This window comes from Nocardia sp. NPDC058244 (assembly GCF_042882065.1).
In the GTDB taxonomy this organism is placed as follows: domain Bacteria; phylum Actinomycetota; class Actinomycetes; order Mycobacteriales; family Mycobacteriaceae; genus Nocardia.
The window spans coordinates 1-15,353 of the sequence record NZ_JBHVWX010000002.1 but is presented as its reverse complement, the minus strand read 5'-3'; the positions used below and the strand labels follow the sequence as shown (position 1 = coordinate 15,353).

Annotated in this window: 18 protein-coding genes and 1 tRNA gene; 12 read left to right on the top strand and 7 right to left on the bottom strand. The window is 68.5% G+C overall.

Annotated elements, in window-relative coordinates; all coding sequences use genetic code 11:
- Positions 1-59 precede the first annotated feature (59 nt).
- Positions 60-563, top strand: a complete 504-nt coding sequence (locus tag ACFVW6_RS06205) for a pyridoxamine 5'-phosphate oxidase family protein (protein ID WP_378833845.1) — start codon at positions 60-62, stop codon at positions 561-563.
- Here the strand turns inward: ACFVW6_RS06205 and ACFVW6_RS06200 are convergent, their stop codons facing one another.
- Positions 564-1,262, bottom strand: a complete 699-nt coding sequence (locus ACFVW6_RS06200; RefSeq protein WP_378833802.1) for a MerR family transcriptional regulator — start codon at positions 1,260-1,262, stop codon at positions 564-566.
- Between the two features lie 61 nt (positions 1,263-1,323).
- Here ACFVW6_RS06200 and ACFVW6_RS06195 point away from each other — a divergent pair, with 61 nt between their 5' ends.
- The 4 genes from ACFVW6_RS06195 (at position 1,324) to ACFVW6_RS06180 (ending at position 3,282) form a co-directional block, all read left to right on the top strand.
- Positions 1,324-1,764: a DUF6194 family protein gene (locus ACFVW6_RS06195; RefSeq protein WP_378833804.1), complete on the top strand. Its 441-nt coding sequence runs from the start codon at positions 1,324-1,326 to the stop codon at positions 1,762-1,764.
- Between the two features lie 144 nt (positions 1,765-1,908).
- Positions 1,909-2,175, top strand: a complete 267-nt coding sequence (locus ACFVW6_RS06190; RefSeq protein ID WP_355271177.1) for a hypothetical protein — start codon at positions 1,909-1,911, stop codon at positions 2,173-2,175.
- Positions 2,176-2,195: 20 nt separating this feature from the next.
- Positions 2,196-2,642, top strand: a complete 447-nt coding sequence (locus ACFVW6_RS06185; protein WP_378833808.1) for an iron chaperone — start codon at positions 2,196-2,198, stop codon at positions 2,640-2,642.
- 46 nt (positions 2,643-2,688) lie between these two features.
- On the top strand, positions 2,689-3,282 hold the full coding sequence (locus ACFVW6_RS06180) for a hypothetical protein (protein ID WP_378833810.1): 594 nt from the start codon (positions 2,689-2,691) through the stop codon (positions 3,280-3,282).
- Positions 3,283-3,291: 9 nt separating this feature from the next.
- Here the strand turns inward: ACFVW6_RS06180 and ACFVW6_RS06175 are convergent, their stop codons facing one another.
- Positions 3,292-4,611, bottom strand: a complete 1,320-nt coding sequence (locus ACFVW6_RS06175) for a cytochrome P450 (RefSeq protein WP_378833812.1) — start codon at positions 4,609-4,611, stop codon at positions 3,292-3,294.
- 224 nt (positions 4,612-4,835) lie between these two features.
- On the opposite strand from ACFVW6_RS06175, the gene ACFVW6_RS06170 reads away from it, so the two are divergent.
- Entirely contained in the window at positions 4,836-5,615 is a 780-nt protein-coding gene (locus ACFVW6_RS06170; RefSeq protein ID WP_378833815.1) for a TetR/AcrR family transcriptional regulator, read from the top strand.
- 55 nt (positions 5,616-5,670) lie between these two features.
- Entirely contained in the window at positions 5,671-6,024 is a 354-nt protein-coding gene (locus tag ACFVW6_RS06165) for a DoxX family protein (RefSeq protein ID WP_378833817.1), read from the top strand.
- Between the two features lie 116 nt (positions 6,025-6,140).
- Here the strand turns inward: ACFVW6_RS06165 and ACFVW6_RS06160 are convergent, their stop codons facing one another.
- The 3 genes from ACFVW6_RS06160 to ACFVW6_RS06150 all read right to left on the bottom strand — a co-directional run bounded on the left by ACFVW6_RS06160 (position 6,141) and on the right by ACFVW6_RS06150 (position 8,687).
- Complete coding sequence (locus tag ACFVW6_RS06160; RefSeq protein ID WP_378833820.1) at positions 6,141-7,637, bottom strand: ATP-dependent endonuclease; 1,497 nt, start codon at positions 7,635-7,637, stop codon at positions 6,141-6,143.
- A gap of 415 nt (positions 7,638-8,052) precedes the next feature.
- A tRNA-Arg gene (locus tag ACFVW6_RS06155) sits at positions 8,053-8,125 on the bottom strand.
- 85 nt (positions 8,126-8,210) lie between these two features.
- Entirely contained in the window at positions 8,211-8,687 is a 477-nt protein-coding gene (locus ACFVW6_RS06150; RefSeq protein ID WP_378833822.1) for a hypothetical protein, read from the bottom strand.
- A gap of 257 nt (positions 8,688-8,944) precedes the next feature.
- Here ACFVW6_RS06150 and ACFVW6_RS06145 point away from each other — a divergent pair, with 257 nt between their 5' ends.
- Both ACFVW6_RS06145 and ACFVW6_RS06140 read left to right on the top strand, forming a co-directional pair.
- Positions 8,945-9,574 carry a hypothetical protein gene (locus ACFVW6_RS06145; RefSeq protein ID WP_355271188.1) on the top strand — a complete coding sequence of 210 codons (630 nt, stop codon included), beginning with the start codon at positions 8,945-8,947 and terminating at the stop codon, positions 9,572-9,574.
- Positions 9,575-9,631: 57 nt separating this feature from the next.
- Positions 9,632-10,843: a hypothetical protein gene (locus ACFVW6_RS06140; protein WP_378833826.1), complete on the top strand. Its 1,212-nt coding sequence runs from the start codon at positions 9,632-9,634 to the stop codon at positions 10,841-10,843.
- On the opposite strand, the gene ACFVW6_RS06135 is transcribed toward ACFVW6_RS06140, so the two are convergent.
- Both ACFVW6_RS06135 and ACFVW6_RS06130 read right to left on the bottom strand, forming a co-directional pair.
- Positions 10,835-11,617, bottom strand: a complete 783-nt coding sequence (locus ACFVW6_RS06135; protein ID WP_378833829.1) for a DUF1542 domain-containing protein — start codon at positions 11,615-11,617, stop codon at positions 10,835-10,837. The genes ACFVW6_RS06140 and ACFVW6_RS06135 overlap by 9 nt on opposite strands.
- A gap of 99 nt (positions 11,618-11,716) precedes the next feature.
- On the bottom strand, positions 11,717-12,856 hold the full coding sequence (locus ACFVW6_RS06130; protein WP_378833831.1) for an acyl-CoA dehydrogenase family protein: 1,140 nt from the start codon (positions 12,854-12,856) through the stop codon (positions 11,717-11,719).
- A gap of 72 nt (positions 12,857-12,928) precedes the next feature.
- Between ACFVW6_RS06130 and ACFVW6_RS06125 the strand changes: the two genes are divergently transcribed.
- The 3 genes from ACFVW6_RS06125 to ACFVW6_RS06115 all read left to right on the top strand — a co-directional run.
- The gene (locus tag ACFVW6_RS06125; RefSeq protein WP_378833833.1) at positions 12,929-13,528 is read left to right on the top strand and encodes a TetR/AcrR family transcriptional regulator; all 600 of its coding nucleotides are present in this window, start codon (positions 12,929-12,931) and stop codon (positions 13,526-13,528) included.
- A 19-nt stretch (positions 13,529-13,547) separates the two neighbouring features.
- Complete coding sequence (locus tag ACFVW6_RS06120) at positions 13,548-13,931, top strand: ArsR/SmtB family transcription factor (protein ID WP_378833835.1); 384 nt, start codon at positions 13,548-13,550, stop codon at positions 13,929-13,931.
- Positions 13,932-14,050: 119 nt separating this feature from the next.
- On the top strand, positions 14,051-15,353 hold a 1,303-nt coding region (locus ACFVW6_RS06115; protein WP_378833838.1), incomplete at its 3' end, for a long-chain-fatty-acid--CoA ligase.

Genomic DNA, 15,353 nt, shown 5'->3' with positions numbered 1-15,353 from the left:
GGGTGGCGGGCGGCTCGGTATGGTCGGCGGGAATGGTTGTGGTCGGAAAGGTGGATGTGGTGGGGATCAAGCAGCGGGCCGTGGTGCAGATGAGCGCGGACGAGATCGCGGCGTTTCTCGACCGGAGCCGGGTGCTCACGCTGGCCACGCTGAATGCCGACGGCAAGCCGCATCTGACGGCCATGTGGTTCGGGCACATCGACGGCGTCCTCTACTTCGAGACCAAGTCGAAGTCGCAGAAGGCGGTCAACCTGCGCCGCGATCCCACCATCACCTGCATGGCCGAGGCCGGTGACACCTACGACCAGTTGCGCGGGGTCTCGATCGAGGGCACCGCGCACCTGATCGAGGACACCGAGGACGAGGAGTACTGGAAGGCGGGCATCGACATCTACGAGCGCTACGTCGGTCCGTACAGCCCCGAGGTCCGGCCGTTCGTCGAGGCCATGATGAACAACCGGGTGGTCGTGCGGGTCGAGCCGACCCGCGTGCGGTCCTGGGACCACCGCAAGCTCGGCCTGCCCGCCATGCCGCTGTCCGGCAGCACCGCCGACGCGCTCTGATCACTCGGCGAGCAACTCGCGCAGCGCCGCCGCGCCATCGAGCAGCGCGAGCGAACGCGCGGTGATCGCCGCGTCCCTGGCGGCCAGCGCCGCCCGCACCTGTCCCGAATGCCGCCGGAACTCCGGCATGACCGCGCGCACCTGCGCGATCCGGTAACCCGCCCGCCGCAGCTGGTGGACGATCCGCGCGTCGCGCACCTGCGCGGGGGAGTAGTGGCGGCCCGCCGCCGCGCGATCGGGCACCACCAATCCCTCGGCGTCCCAATGCCGCAGGGTCGAGGTCCGCAGCCCGAGCGCCGCGGCGAGCTCGGTGACGCTCATCGCGTCCGAACCGCGCACCTCGGTGATCGGCTCCGCCGCGATGGCTTCGGCGGCCTGCCTCGCCAGCGCCAGCTCGACGCGTTCGGTGTGCAGCCCGGCGTGCGCGGCATCGAGCAGCGCCAGCACCTCCGCCCGGTCCCCGGTGTGCGCGGTACGGACGATCCGTTTGGCCTCGACCGGACCGACCCCCGCCGCGAGCGCGCGGTAGGCCAGCGCCGACCGCACATGAATCTCGCGATAGCTCCGGTGCCCGCCCGGCGAACGGTCGGCGGGCGGCAGCACGCCGTCGCGTTCGAGATTGCGCACCTGCTGGACCGAGTACCCCGCCCGCCGGGCCACATCGATCGTCCGGCCGACGGGCGAGTTGAGGTTTGTCACCGGAAACTCCTCGTCATCGGCCAAAAAGTCCACACAAGCACTTCAATGAGACGCTCGAACCATGACGATAGACGAGATCATCGAATACGTGACCGGCCTCGGCGGTGTCCTGCACCTCGCGCCCGGCCCCGGCGGCGAATGGCCCGAGATCAGCTGGGGCGACTCCTTCTTCTACTACGCGCCCGACGGCGTCGTCCCGACCACCACCCAGCCCTTCGCCACCATCGTGACCAAGGACTACCCGGACGACCGCGACTCGCGCCTGGACCGTCCCGGCACCTTCCGGCTCAATATCTCCGCGGGCCGGGAGGCGTTCGGCGAGTGGGCGAATCCCCAGGTGGACGCCGCCACCGAGGACACCCTGATCGCCCACCCGGTCTACGCCGCCGCCAACTGGCTCGCCGTCGTGAACCCCGGTGCGCGTACCGATGCCGTCGTCCGCGACCTCCTGCGCACCGCCCACGACCGGGCACGACACCGGGTCGAGCGGCGGACACGATGAGAACGATGCTGTTCGTCGCCGAGAATCGGTGTCAACATCGACGGTAGTGACCGAGGCTCGCCTCACTCGGTTCGGCGGTTCGGCGCGGTACCGTTGGTGCGCGGTTCAGATGCACTTCCGAGTGGGTTCCCGAAGGGGGATGGCATGACTGTCGAGCATCGTTTGCTACACACCGGCTCTCGGGGCGGCAAGTGGTCGTTCAGCTCGGTCGAACTGACGACCGTCGGTCTCCTGCTGACCGCCGCGAGCCTGGCGATGATCGGCCCGCTCGTCGCGGCCCTGCTGATCCACCGCAGCGGCGCGCCCGGCGCCGGCGCCGCGACGACACCGCTCATCCTGCTGACGGTCGCGATCGTCCTCGCGCTCGCGGCCGGTATCGCTCTGTTCGTGACGGCGAGCCGCCGTCGCTGATCGACTACGGAGGAATGTCCATGGCTACCTCGAAGTCTCGCAGCGCCGCCGCGTTCTCGGCCGAGGAACGCGCCGCGATGAAGGAACACGCCCAGGAGCTGAAGACCGCGGCCCGGCGGGGCAAGACGTCGAAGGCCGACGGCGAGGCGGACCTGCTCGCCAAAGTCGCCGAGATGCCCGAACCGGACCGCTCGATCGCCACCCGCATCCACGAGATCGTCATGACCGAGGCCCCCGACCTCACCCCCAAGACCTGGTACGGCCAGCCCGCCTGGGCCAAGGACGGCAAGGTCGTGTGCTTCTTCCAGTCCGCGGCCAAGTTCAAGACCCGCTACGCGACCTTGGGTTTCAGCGACACCGCCACCATCGACGACGGCACCATGTGGCCCACCGCCTTCGGCCTCACCGCCCTCACCCCCGCCGACGAAGCCCGCATCGCCGAACTGGTGCGCAAGGCGGTGCACTGACCTCGGTATCGGGGTTGTTGTCGGCGCCCGATGGCACGATGCCGGTGTGGGTGACTATTTCGAACGCATCATCGACATCGACGTCACCGCGGCCGACGCGGGCGCGCTGGCGGCGCGGACCCTCGACTGGATGGTGACGCGCGGCTGGCTGTTGCGCGAGACCTCGCGGGACGCGATGTACAGCCTCCAGGTCGACGAAGGCTATCGGCCGGGCCCCGAATGGTCACGGATCACCCAGGATTGGGGCGCGGACTGGACGCCGGGCCCGGTCGCCGTCATCGTCGGCAGGCATCCCCACTTCCCGGGACAGGGCGCCATCGAGCCCTCCGCCACCGACTGCCCGCGCTGCCGCGCCACCACCGTGATCATCGACTACCCGCAGCAGTGGGAGGCGGACGAGGCGGTCTGGCAGCCGTTCGCCGACGCGATCGACGCCTGGCGCGACACCGGCTCCGGCGCGGTGACCTGCGCGTCCTGCGGCACCGCGAGTCCCGTCACCGAGTGGGAGTGGGCCGACGACTTCGCCCTCGGCGCTCTCGCTTTCGACTTCTGGGGCTGGCCGCCGCTCAGCGACGAGTTCGTCGCCGAGCTGGGTGCCCGACTCGGTCATCGAATCGGGCACCACACCGGCAAGTTCTGAGGCGGGCGCTCAGTCCTCGGACGCGGCGGTGGCGGCGGGCACCACCTCCGCCGCCTGGCTCAGCAGGGCGGGCATGCGATCGAAACCGTGCAGCGTCGACAGCCCGCGACGGTGCGGTTCACCGTCGAGCCGCAGATCGGGGAAGCGCTCGAACAGGGCGGGCAGCGCGTTGATGCCTTCCAGCCTGGCCAGGCTCGCGCCGATGCAGGCGTGCACGCCGCTGCCGAAGGCCAGGTGCTCCTTGGCGTTGGCGCGGGTGACGTCGAAGCGATGCGGATCCTCGAACTTCGCGGGGTCGCGGTTGGCGCCCGCCAGCGACATGATGACCGACTTGCCCGGCTGTAGTGGCGCGCCGCCCAATTCGACGGGTTCCAGCACCCGGCGCGCGGTGAGCTGCACCGGCGGCTCGAACCGCAGGATCTCCTCGATCGCGTTGGGCCAGTGCTGCGGCTCGGCGCGCAGGAGCTCGAGCTGGTCGGGATGGGCCAGCAGCAGCGGGATCGCGTTGCCGAGCAGGTTCATCGTGGTCTCGAAACCCGCGCCCATCAGCACGTTCGCGCTGGCCATCAGCTCGGTGGTGTCCAGCTCGCCCGAGGTCACCAGGGTGCTGAAGATGTCGTCGCCGGGGTCGCGGCGCACCTTCTCGATGTGGTCGGCGAGGTAGGTCTTCATCGCCGCCGTCGCCGACATCGCGCGCTGGTGCGTCTCCCACGAGATGCCGACGTCGAGCAGCGGCGTGACCACCTCGCCCCAGGCCAGGAACATCTCGCGGTCGGAGTCCGGGAACCCGAGCATCTCGCCGATCACGGCCACCGGGACCTGCGCGGCGAATTCGCTGATCAGCTCGGCCGATCCGGTGGCTGCCATCGAATCGAGCAATTCGGTGGTGACCTCGCGGACCCGGTCACCCAGCCGGGCGACCGCGCGCGGGGTGAACGCCGAGGCGACCGGCTTGCGCAGCCTGCTGTGCTCGGGCGGGTCCATCATGAACATCGACGGCGCTTCGATCGGATTGGGCGGCAACTCGATCGACTCGACGTAGCGGCGGATAGGTCCCGGCAGCATCGGATCGATCGGGGTCCGCACACCGAAGCGCCGGTCCCGCAGGATCTCCTTGCACAGCCCGTGCTCGAAGACGGCGTAGCCGGTCTTGACTGTCTGCACCCCGCCCTCCCCGCGCAGCTGATCGATCAGCGTGTACGGATCGTTGCGTCCCTCGTCGCCGCTGAGCAACTGCGCGAACGTGTCACCCTTGCGGTGCAGCGCCATCAGCCCCAGCCGCGGCAACCCGTGCTCAGCCGCCCATCTGACCGCATGCCCTACGTTCATCAAACCCTCGATCCATCGCAAAGAACTCGCAACGCGACGTGTCGACGCCCGCGGTACCGGGTCGAACCCGCACGGTCTCAACCGCTTTCAGCGCCACCGATGCCGAACATCGCATGTTCAGCAGTCTTCCACGCTGGGTAATCCCGCGCACCGTTTGCTTCGCCGAGCGCACCCCAGGGTATGACACTAGACTTTATGTTCACTCAAGTTATAGAGTCAGTGTCATGACCACGCTGGACGAGATCGCCGAGCGCGCGGTCCGGGAAGCCGAGCGGCTGAACCGCCCGGTCGCGGACCTCACCCTGGCGGAGATCGCCACGGCGGCGGGCGTTTCGCGGTCGACGCTCATCCGGCGGATCGGTAGCCGGGGCGCGCTGGAGGATGCGCTGCGAGCGCGGGGGATGGGCGAGGCGAGTCGGCGGAGCACCGCCGCCGACCGGGCGATCGCGGCCGCGGCGCGGCTGTACGCGGAACGTGGTGTGGGCCCGGTGAGCCTGGAAGATGTCGCCGCCGAGGCAGGCTGCACCGTGCAGGCGATCTACGGGCAGATCGGTGGTCGGGAAGCGCTGCTGCTCGCGGTTGCCGACCGGTACAGCCCGCTGCCGGAGATCGAGCAGGCGCTGGCCGAGCCGGCCGCGGACCTGGCTTCCGGGGCGCTGGCCCGCTATCGCCGGATCATGGAATCGGTGTTCGGCGACCCGCCGGTGGTGATCGCCCTGATCGCCGAGATGCTGTCGCGCCCCGACGGTCCGATGGCCGACTACCTCCGGTCCAGTTACGCGCCCCGCTCGGCCGCCGCGCTCGAAGCGTGGCTGCGCCCGTTCCTGGAGTCCGGCCGGATCCGGCCCCTGTCACCGTCGGTGCTGCTGAGCCTGTTCGCTGGCCCGATCGTGCTGTTCAACATGGCCCACATCGTGAATCGTCAGCCGCTGTCCGCGGTCGACTTCGAGCCGATCGCCAGGGAACTCGCCGAGGCGTTCGTCCGCGCGGTCGGCGCGCCGTAGCCCGCCGAGTGCTTCTCCGGCCGAACCGTTTTCGCACCACCGAAGGAGAGGTCCTATGTTCGCCGCCTACCTCGTCTGCACCCTGCTCACCGCGACCGCCGCCGCCGTCGGATGCTGGATGAACTATGCCCGCCACCCCATCCCGGTCGCCGCGGCGAAGGTGGTCCAGGTACCCCAGTCCTGGATTCCCGTCATGGGCACCCTCCTCGGCGCGGGCGCCCTCGGCCTGCTCGCCGGCCTCACCGTTCCGGTCCTCGGCATCGCCGCCTCGACCTGCCTGGTCCTGTACTTCGTCGGCGCCGTCATCGCCCACCTCCGCGTCCGCGACTACGCGCTGGGCCCCGTCTCCGCCTTCCTGGCACTGACCGTCGTCACCCTCGCAGCGACCCTGGCCTACCGCCTCGGCTGACGGTCACCGTGTCCATCGTCATGGGTTACGTCATCTGAGCCCCGAACGCACGATCTGGCGACGGATGGTCGAAATTTTGGCGATGTCTGAACGTGTGCCTGGCGAAGTTCGGATGACTAGGCGAGACGTCCACGCCGTGGGAGTGCATCGCCAATTGAATCGACCAATTCGGACACCTGGGCGGGTTGTGCCTGAGCCCAAATGGCCAAGAAAGCCGTGGCCACTGTGTGCCCGGAGAGGAAGTCCAGGTCTTCGCCGATCTGTTCCCAGATGACGTGCCTGTCGCGATTGGTCGATGCGCGGTTCTGCACCGCCGCGATCACATCTTCCTGTCGATTTATCGGAAGATGAAGTGCCACAGTCATTTTCGCGGCGAGCTCATCGAGACTGTCGAGGACCTGCTGGAAGACGTGAGCCTCGGGCGCTGCGGTACCCGGCAGCGCGTAGACCTTTCGCGTTGGATCGACATGTTCGGCCTGATCGCCATCGAGAAGACAGATCGCGGGGAAGGTGGTCGTTGGGTTGGCGTTGTGCTGCTCGGTCACTTTCATTGCTGGTGAGGCTCCGCCCATCGCGTGGATCTTGATTGCGTCCATCTCGATGCCTCCGTGGGTACGCAAGATCGTACGAACCATGGTCTCGGCGAATTTGTCCTCGACGAAGATAGCCAGCTCGGCTTCGATCTGCCCGGTTATTGTGCGGAGCGCCCTGACATCTGGCTTGCCTTGAAGGACGTCGCCGCTGAGCGCTGACCAGACGGCGACAGGGGGCAGCGGGGCGAGAGCATCATTAGAGTGCGTTGTGAAGATAACTTGGCAGGACTTTCGGCGTGCAACAAGTATGAGGTATTCGACCATCCGGCGCGTGGCTACCGGATGCAGTCCGTTCTCGATCTCTTCGATGAAGATGATCGCATTGTCGGAGGCGGCCTCGATCTCCGCGACGATTCGGATGACGCTGGCTTCACCCGCACCGAAGTGGAACTCCGAGTAACCCTCGCCGAGGCCTGTGATCCCAGAGAACATGCTGACCCGGTCGGCTGAATCAAGATACAACTGCTGGAATCCGGCGATCGGCTTGCCGAGAATCTTCTCGACTTCCCCGGTTACCTCCAATGGCAACTGAACTTCCTTGGCTGCCTGGAACGAACCACCGACAGCCTTCTTGAGATTCTGTCGTTCGGTGGCAGGGACGGTTCGCTCAACGCCGAAGATCAAGACGTCTCGCTCGACCGCATTGCGGTTCCACTTCAACTGCTTGAAGCTGGCGGTGCGTGCGATTGGCAGTCGCGGATTGAGGCTTCGGTCGATCAATTCGAACTCTACGGACCAGTTCTGCATACTGGCGTCGTATTTGCCACTCTTTGCAAAGAACCTACTAGGCGGCACATCGCGGTATACCAAAGCGGCAGATCCAAGGACCGTCGTCTTCCCGCCTCCGTTGGGTCCGACCAAGGCAGTCACCGGGAAGTCGAAGGTCACCTCGCGATCGATGAAACCGCGAATCCGTCGCAACGTAACTCGCTTGAGGTACTTGCCATAGCTGCCCTTCGAAACCTTCGCTGCCAGGTCATCGATGTCGCTCTGTCGGATCTCACTTTTAAACTCGCTCAACGTGTTCGACTACCCCTCGTGCGCGATCCTATGTATCAACGGACGTATGGCTGGAGCCTACCGCCCGAAACCTCGGTTGGCTCCGCGGTCTGAATCTCAGCTTCGGGATCCGGAGTCATGTAGTTCGGGATCATCGCCGTCGCGGCGCGTGTCTGCGTCGCTCACCGGGCAGTTAACCCGGAGGTAAGTTCCCGAACTGCGCTCAGGACTATCCCTCACCCACCCTTGCTCCCAGTTGGTGCTGGTGCCGCTCTGATCCGGTTAGGTAGGGTTCTGCGCAATACGACGATGCGGGGATCAACTCAGGATGGCCATCGTTTCGCTTGGGGAAATCGCAGACGAACGGCAGCCATCGGGGAATCTAATGTGCGGCGCAAAACCAGCTCTGAGCTGTAGTTACGCGGCGACAGGTAAGTGCCCTCGGCAGGATTCGAACCTGCGACACCCGCTTTAGGAGAGCGGTGCTCTATCCCCTGAGCTACGAAGGCGGGGTTGGTCGGGGTCGGGTTGGGCCCGGTTCGACCGTGCCGAGTATAGCGTGCGGGGGGTACGGGGAAGCAAAGCTGGGGATGGCTAGTCGAGCTGGCGTTCGGCGTCGGCGGGGATCCAGGGGAAGGGGAGGTCGGGCCAGCGGGCGGCGGGCCAGGTGGTGAGGTCGATGGCGAGGACGGCGTCGATGAAGGACTGGGGTGGGCGGTAGGCGTGGGTGGTGATGTAGTGCCGGATCATGGACGGGGCGGCGTAGGCGGTGCCCGGGGCGCCGGGGATGCGGACCTCGCCCGAGTTCTCCGGGGCCTCGGCTGCCGGGCACAGGTCGCAGGCGTGCAGGCCGAGGCAGTAGTTCATCATCTGGACTCGCTGCACGGCGTGTAGTTTCTCGACGAACTCGTGCGGGACCGTTCCGGTCGGATACGGGTGGCCGACTTCCAGCCAGCCGACGTTCAGCCGGGTGTAGGTCGGGCGGAACCAGGCGCCCTTGTAACCGGACTCGACGTCGATGAACGAATCCTCGTCTTCGTAGGTGTACTCGCTGAGGTCTTCGAAGAACATCCACCCATCCTGGCGCGCGGCCCGGCGACACGCTGATCTGAAACGGGTGTGGGCCCCTGAGGTGGGGTTTCGGTGTTCTAGCGTTCCCGGTGGTTTCCGCCCGGCCGGCCGGGCATTCGTGCACGCAATGACTTTCTGCCTTCGCTTGAGGAGTACGTGGTCATGGTTGTGGGGTTCCGCTTACGGCGGCACGGCGTATTGAGGCGCGCCGTGCCGCCGGGGTTGTTCGTGTCGAAGACGGTGCTCGACGTGCGCAGGTGGTGAGGGCGCTCGTGCTGGCCGCGGCGGTGTGCGTCGGGCTGGCCGGGTGTGCGGTCGACGGTGGGCTGGTCGATGCGGATTCGCCGTCGGCGCAGGCGGATCGGGCGGCCGCGGCGCGGACCGAGGAGATCGAGGGCGCGAGTGCGGCGACGCAATCGACGATGCTCGCGTTCTATCGGTCCGTCTGTGCTTTGCAGACTCGATATCGCGCCGACCTGAAAGCCGCCGACCGCGACGCCGGGACGCTCACCCCGGCGCAGTACCGCGACGTGGCCGCGATGATCCTCGGTGGCCGGGCCGCCGCGGCCGACGGCGCGCGCGACACCGCGCACCGCTTGCCGATCCCGGATCTGTTTCCCGACGAATGGCGTTCCGCGCAGGGCGAATTGGTCGGGCTCTTCGATCGGCTCGGGCAGGCGGACCGGGTGCGGGCGGGGGAGATGGGTGGCGCCGACCTCGCCGATACCGACCGGCTACGCGGCGTCGCCCGGGACCTGCTCGCGGCCTCGGCGCAGCAGATCGAGAACGAGAACCCGCGCATCCGGGTCGTCGCCCAGCGGCTACCCGCGTCCAAGCAGGTGCGGCGGGACGCGGGGGAGTTGACCGAGTGCCGGACGCCTAGCTGAGCGTGGTCTGTCGATAGCCGAAAGAACCAGTCCTGACGAGAAAGGAAGGAGTGTGTGATGCGCGCAGCCGGTTTCCTCCGTGGCGGGCTGCTGGCAGGCATGGTGTTCGCTGCCCTGTCGGTGGCCGGGGTGGCCGCCGCCGACGACCACACTCCGGCCATTCCGCTGGTCACCGCGTTCGGTCCGTCCTTGTCGCCGCCGATCGTCGACGTGATCGTGCCCATCGCTCCGGAGCCCGGACGCACGGAAGACGCGACAGCGGAAGGTATTCCGCCCTCGGAACCCGGAACGCCGTTGGCCGTCACCAGCCCTGAGCTGGACCGGTTCCTCCCGGCGAGCCCATCGCCGATCGAGCCGATCCTGTCGCTGCTCAACACATTCGGCATCGCAATACCGCACCAGGCCGACCCTGAGCCCGCTCCCGGCGTCGATTCATCCGAGCCCGCGGCTGAAGCCCGGCCGCCCGAGCCGTCGACCGAGAGTGGTCCCGGACATGGTTATGCCGAACCGGCATCCGAGGACGGTCCGCCCCGACCCCGTGCGAGAACCGAGCCTGCCGACCCGCCTGCCGGGGGCGATTCCGCTGAGCCGACGATCGAGGGTGCTTCTGCCGAGTCGACGGTCGGGGGTGGACCTGCGGGGGTGGCCGAGGGCGTTGCTGTGGAGTCGGCGGCCGGGGCAGGTGCAGGGCAGCCGATCGGGGCCGAGCTATCGACTGCGGGCTGTCGTACGTTGCCGACGCGCGAGGACGGGACGGCGACGGGGGCCTTGCCTTCTGGGTCGACCGTCAGGGATGGTCCGGCGGAGTCGGCCCTGGATGCGGGAGTTGCCCGGGCGGGGATCGAGGGTGGATCGAGGCCGTTGGCGGTTGACGGTCGGCTGGGTCAGCTGCCGATCGGGGCCGGTGGACCGGTTTGCCCTGGCGCGTTCGACTTCGGCCAGGTCGGCGTCGGCGCGTTCGACCTCGGCCCAGGCGGACTCTGGAAGATTCCGACGCAGGTCGGCCTATCGGTGAACGGTCTGCCCCCGCCGTGGGCGGATCGAGGTGACCCGGTCGTCGGGGTCCACCGGCTGTTCCCCGGTATCCGGGCCGAGCCGGCGATCAGTCGCACCGACGGTCGACACCGGCATCACGTGGGCCGTGCCGACGGCCGAGCCCCGGACGACCTCAACCCGACTCGCCACCGCGAGACATCCCTAACCCCCCATGGCCCCGGCTATCTCGGCGGCGCCAGAGCCGGTCCCGGACCACCGGCTGGTTCAGAATGAGTCGAACCCGCCGCTGTCGTATCCACCACCGTCGAAACCCTCGGAGCCGCCCCACCCACCTGAATCCTGACCCGGGTCGTACCCCGGATCCTGGCCGACCTCGCCCTGACCGGCATCCTGGTCGAGCGCCGCCTCGCCGGTGCCGTCCTCGAAGGCCTGGGCGTCGTAGCCGACTCCGGACATCCCGGCGAACAATGTCGTGAACAGCAGTGCCGAACCGGCGCCCCAGGCGCCGGCGATCAGCGCGGGCTTCCACCACGGCTCCGAGTACCACCCCGCGGGGACCGGCCGACCGGCCACCCGCCCGCCGGGGTAGTAGTTCGGCGTGCCCTGGGACGGGGCGGGGGAAGCCGCGATGCGGCGGCCGTTGTGCTCGACGACCCGTAGCTCGTCGACCTGTCCCGCGATGTCCTGACCATCGAGGGCCGGTACCGGCGGGCCCGGGTCCATATTCATCGCGGTGCGCGCAGCCCGGATGTAGTACAGCCCTTCCATCGCCGTCTGCTTGGCCAGGCGGGCCTGGGCGGGCGAGTTCGCCCTGTCCATCTGCCCGCCCGCCGCGTTGTAGCGTTCGGAGGCGTCGGCCAGCGCCTGCCGGGCCGCTTCGTTGCGCGGCGACAGCTGGTACACCTGGCCGCCGAGCCGTTCGATCGTCACTCGCGCGTCGGCCTGCGCTTCGTCGAGTTCGCGCGCGTTCCGCTTGTTCTGCTCGGCGCGCAGATACAGCAGTGCCACCACGCACACGATGACGATCACGATCAACCACCACAGCATCGCGCACCTCTTTCGCCCGAGGTCTCGAGACGCCGTCCAGTTTACTGGCCGGTTGCCGGATCGGGCTGAGGCTGCTTGATCAGCGCGTTGCGGGGTAGCTCACCCCGCGAGATGGCGGGCGATCACCAGCCGCTGGATCTGGTTGGTGCCCTCGAAGATCTGCATGACCTTGGCCTCGCGCATGTAGCGCTCCACCGGGAAGTCCTGGGTGTAGCCGTAGCCGCCGAAGACCTGGACCGCGTCGGTGGTCACCTTCATCGCGGCGTCGGTGGCGACCAGCTTGGCGACGCTGGCCTGGCGCGAGTACGGGAGGCCGGCGTCGCGGCGCCGGGCCGCGTCGAGGTAGGTGGCGCGGGCGGTGTCGACGGCGGCCGCCATGTCGGCGAGCACGAAGCCGAGGCCCTGGTGGTCGATGATCTTGCGGCCGAACGCCTCTCGCTCCTTGGCGTAGGCGACGGCCTCGTCGAGCGCGCGCTGGGCGACGCCGGTCGCCACCGCGGCGATGCCGAGGCGGCCCGCGTCCAGCGCGCTGAAGGCGATCGACAGGCCCTGGCCCTCGTCGCCGATCCGCCGCTCGGCGGGCAGGAAGGCGTCGTCGTAGGCGGCGGTGGTGGTGGGGATGCCGCGCAGGCCCATCTTCTCCTCGGGCTTGCCGAAGCTCAGGCTCGCGGTGTCGGCGGGGACCAGGAAGCAGGAGATGCCGCGCGAGCCCTCGCCGGTGCGGGCGAACAGGGTGTAGAAGTCGGCGCGGCCGCCGTTGGTGATCCACGCCTTGGTGCCGGTGAGCCGGTAGCCGCCGTCGACCGGGGTGGCGCGGCAGCGCAGGGCGGCGGCGTCGGAGCCCGCGTGCGCCTCGGACAGGCTGTAGGCGCCGATGGTTTCGCCGGAGAGCATGCCCGCGAGCCACCGCTGCTTCTGCTCGTCGGTGCCGTAGGTGAACAGCGGGTGGCAGGACAGGCCGTGCACACTCACCGCGACCGCGACGGCGGCCCAGCGGCTCGCCAATTCCTCGAGCACCTGCAGGTACACCTCGTAGGGCTGCGCGCCGCCGCCGAACTCCTCCGGGTACGGCAGGCTCAGCAGCCCGGCCGCGCCGAGGGCGGGGAAGACGCCGTCGGGGAAGACGCCGGTCTTCTCGCTCTCGGCGACGCGCGGCTCGAGCACCTTGTCGGCGATGTCGCGGGTCAGCTCGATCAGCTCGCGCGCTTCGTCGGTGGGCAGCATCCGGTCAACAGCCATGCTCGACACAGTACGTCCAGCATTGAATTGCGTGCAAGGCAGCACGGAATTTTGACCCCCTATACTGGGTCGATGCCCGAGCTGCCACCGAACAAGCATCAGGAGAAGAGTCTGCGAACGCGGACGCTGCTGCTCGATGCCGCGATCGAGAGCCTGGCCGAGGTCGGCTACGCGGGCGCCTCGATCGCCGACATCACCGCCAGGGCCGGGGTCACCCGGGGCGCGCAGCTGCACCAGTTCCACACCAGGAGCGAGCTGTTCGCGCAGACCATCGGTCATCTCACCGAGCGGCAGCGGGAGGCCATGCAGCGCAAGGCGAAAGCCCTGCCCGGCGACAGCGCGGCGGGCGCGGTGCTGGTCGAATTGGTCACCGCGACGTTCGCCGGGCAGCTCGGTCGCGCCGCCGTCGAGCTGTATGTCGGCATCGCCAACGATCCGCCGCTGCGCCGCGAGATGCTGCGGGTCCAGCACGAGCTGACCGTCGAGCTGCTCGACCGCTGCGCCGGGCTGATCGACCCGGCGATCACCCGCGAGCGGCTGGAGAGCGCCTTCTGGCTCACCATCAACCTGGTTCGCGGCGCCACCCTCGACGAGATGGTCGGGCGCGACCGGGTCCGGCGCAAGCAGGTGCTGGCCGACTGGACCGCGCTGGCCGACCTCGCCCTGCGCTGAGCGGGCCTATCATCTGCGCATGAACGCAGACGGCGGACCGGGCCGCGCGCCGCTGGCCGACGACCAGGTGGGACTCGTCGTCGAGGTCTTCCGGATGCTGGCCGATCCGACCCGGGTCCAGGTGCTGTGGGCACTGGCGGACGGTGAATTGTCGGTGAACGAACTGGCGACCGCGGTCGGTAAGCCGGGGCCGTCGGTGTCGCAGCATCTGGCCAAGTTGCGGATGGCCCGGCTGGTGCGGACCCGGCGCGAGGGCACCACGATCTTCTACAGCCTGGAGAACGATCATGTCCGCCAACTGGTCCTCGACGCGGTGTACAACGCCGAGCACGCGGGTCCGGGCGTGCCCGCGCATCATCGCGGACCCGACGCGCAGCCGCCGCACCGGACGCAAGAGGGCTGACGCTGAACACGCCGTTCACCAGGAAAAGTTACGCCGGGAAACGGTTGCCGCCCGCTCTCCCTTCGGTAGCATCCGCTTGTGACGTGGCTCATGCCGCGGCGAGACCGAAGGAGTTTTCGATGCTGAGCACCATGCAGGACGACCAGCTGTCGCTGGCCAAACTGCTCAACTATGCCGCCACCTTCCAGGGCAATTCGACCGTGTCCACCTGGACCGGCGACGGTGTGCGCACCATGACCTTCCGCGAGCTCGGCGCGGACGCCGCGCGGCTGGCCAACGCGCTGCGTGGTCTCGGCGTCGAAGAGGGTGACCGCGTCGGCACCTTCATGTGGAACAACAACGAGCACATGGTGGCCTACATCGCGGTGCCCGCGATGGGCTCGGTGCTGCACGCGCTCAACATCCGCCTGTTCCCGGAGCAGCTGGTCTTCGTCGCCAACCACGCCGAGGACAAGGTCGTCCTCGTCGACGGCACCCTGGTGCCGCTGTTCGCGCAGTACCTGCCGAACCTGAAGACCGTGCAGCACGTGATCGTCGTCAACGGTGACGCGGCCGCGCTGACCGCGCCCGAGGGCGTGCAGGTGCACTCCTACCGCGAGCTACTCGACAGCCAGCCGGCCGAATTCGACTTCCCGGTCGTCGACGAGCGTTCCGCCGCCGCCATGTGCTACACGTCCGGCACCACCGGCGACCCGAAGGGCGTCGTCTACTCGCACCGCTCCAACTGGCTGCACGCCATGCAGGTGAATCAGCCCAACGGCATGGGTTTCCAGGGCTCGGACTACGTGCTCGCGATCGTGCCGCTGTTCCACGCCAACGCGTGGGGCCTGCCGTACGCGGCGCTGATGTCGGGCGCGAACATCCTGATGCCGGACCGCTTCCTGCAGCCGGGCCCGCTGCTGGAGATGATGGCGGCCGAGAAGCCGACCTTCGCCGCCGCCGTGCCGACCATCTGGGGCGGCGTGCTGGCCGGCCTGGCCGCGCAGCCGCAGGACATCTCGCACCTGCGCACCGCCGTCGTCGGTGGTTCCGCGGTGCCGCCCGCCATGATGCGCGCGTTCGAGGAGAAGCACGGCGTGCGCATCCTGCACGCGTGGGGCATGACCGAGACCTCCCCGCTGGGCAGCGTCGCGCACGCGCCCGCCGGTGTCGAGGGCGACGAGGCCTGGGCCTACCGCTACACCCAGGGCCGCTTCCCGGCCAATGTCGAGGCCCGGCTCGTCGGTGACGACGGCAAGGTCGTCCCGAACGACGGTGAGTCGCTCGGCGAGCTCGAGGTCCGCGGCGCGTGGATCACCGGCTCCTACTACTCGCCGACCGGCGCGGAGATCGACCCGGACAAGTTCGACGACGGCTGGCTGCGCACCGGCGACGTCGGCAAGATCAGCCCCGACGGCTACCTCACCCTGGTCGATCGCTCCA

Excerpts from the sequence above, each read along its gene's own strand:
- ACFVW6_RS06195 (WP_378833804.1), top strand. The coding sequence starts at position 1,324 with ATGACGATAGACGAGATCATCGAATACGTGACCGGCCTCGGCGGTGTC.
- ACFVW6_RS06190 (WP_355271177.1), top strand. The coding sequence starts at position 1,909 with ATGACTGTCGAGCATCGTTTGCTACACACCGGCTCTCGGGGCGGCAAG.
- ACFVW6_RS06185 (WP_378833808.1), top strand. The coding sequence starts at position 2,196 with ATGGCTACCTCGAAGTCTCGCAGCGCCGCCGCGTTCTCGGCCGAGGAA.
- ACFVW6_RS06175 (WP_378833812.1), bottom strand. The coding sequence starts at position 4,611 with ATGAACGTAGGGCATGCGGTCAGATGGGCGGCTGAGCACGGGTTGCCG.
- ACFVW6_RS06170 (WP_378833815.1), top strand. The coding sequence starts at position 4,836 with ATGACCACGCTGGACGAGATCGCCGAGCGCGCGGTCCGGGAAGCCGAG.
- ACFVW6_RS06165 (WP_378833817.1), top strand. The coding sequence starts at position 5,671 with ATGTTCGCCGCCTACCTCGTCTGCACCCTGCTCACCGCGACCGCCGCC.
- ACFVW6_RS06150 (WP_378833822.1), bottom strand. The coding sequence starts at position 8,687 with ATGTTCTTCGAAGACCTCAGCGAGTACACCTACGAAGACGAGGATTCG.
- ACFVW6_RS06140 (WP_378833826.1), top strand. The coding sequence starts at position 9,632 with ATGCGCGCAGCCGGTTTCCTCCGTGGCGGGCTGCTGGCAGGCATGGTG.
- ACFVW6_RS06135 (WP_378833829.1), bottom strand. The coding sequence starts at position 11,617 with ATGCTGTGGTGGTTGATCGTGATCGTCATCGTGTGCGTGGTGGCACTG.
- ACFVW6_RS06130 (WP_378833831.1), bottom strand. The coding sequence starts at position 12,856 with ATGGCTGTTGACCGGATGCTGCCCACCGACGAAGCGCGCGAGCTGATC.
- ACFVW6_RS06125 (WP_378833833.1), top strand. The coding sequence starts at position 12,929 with ATGCCCGAGCTGCCACCGAACAAGCATCAGGAGAAGAGTCTGCGAACG.
- ACFVW6_RS06120 (WP_378833835.1), top strand. The coding sequence starts at position 13,548 with ATGAACGCAGACGGCGGACCGGGCCGCGCGCCGCTGGCCGACGACCAG.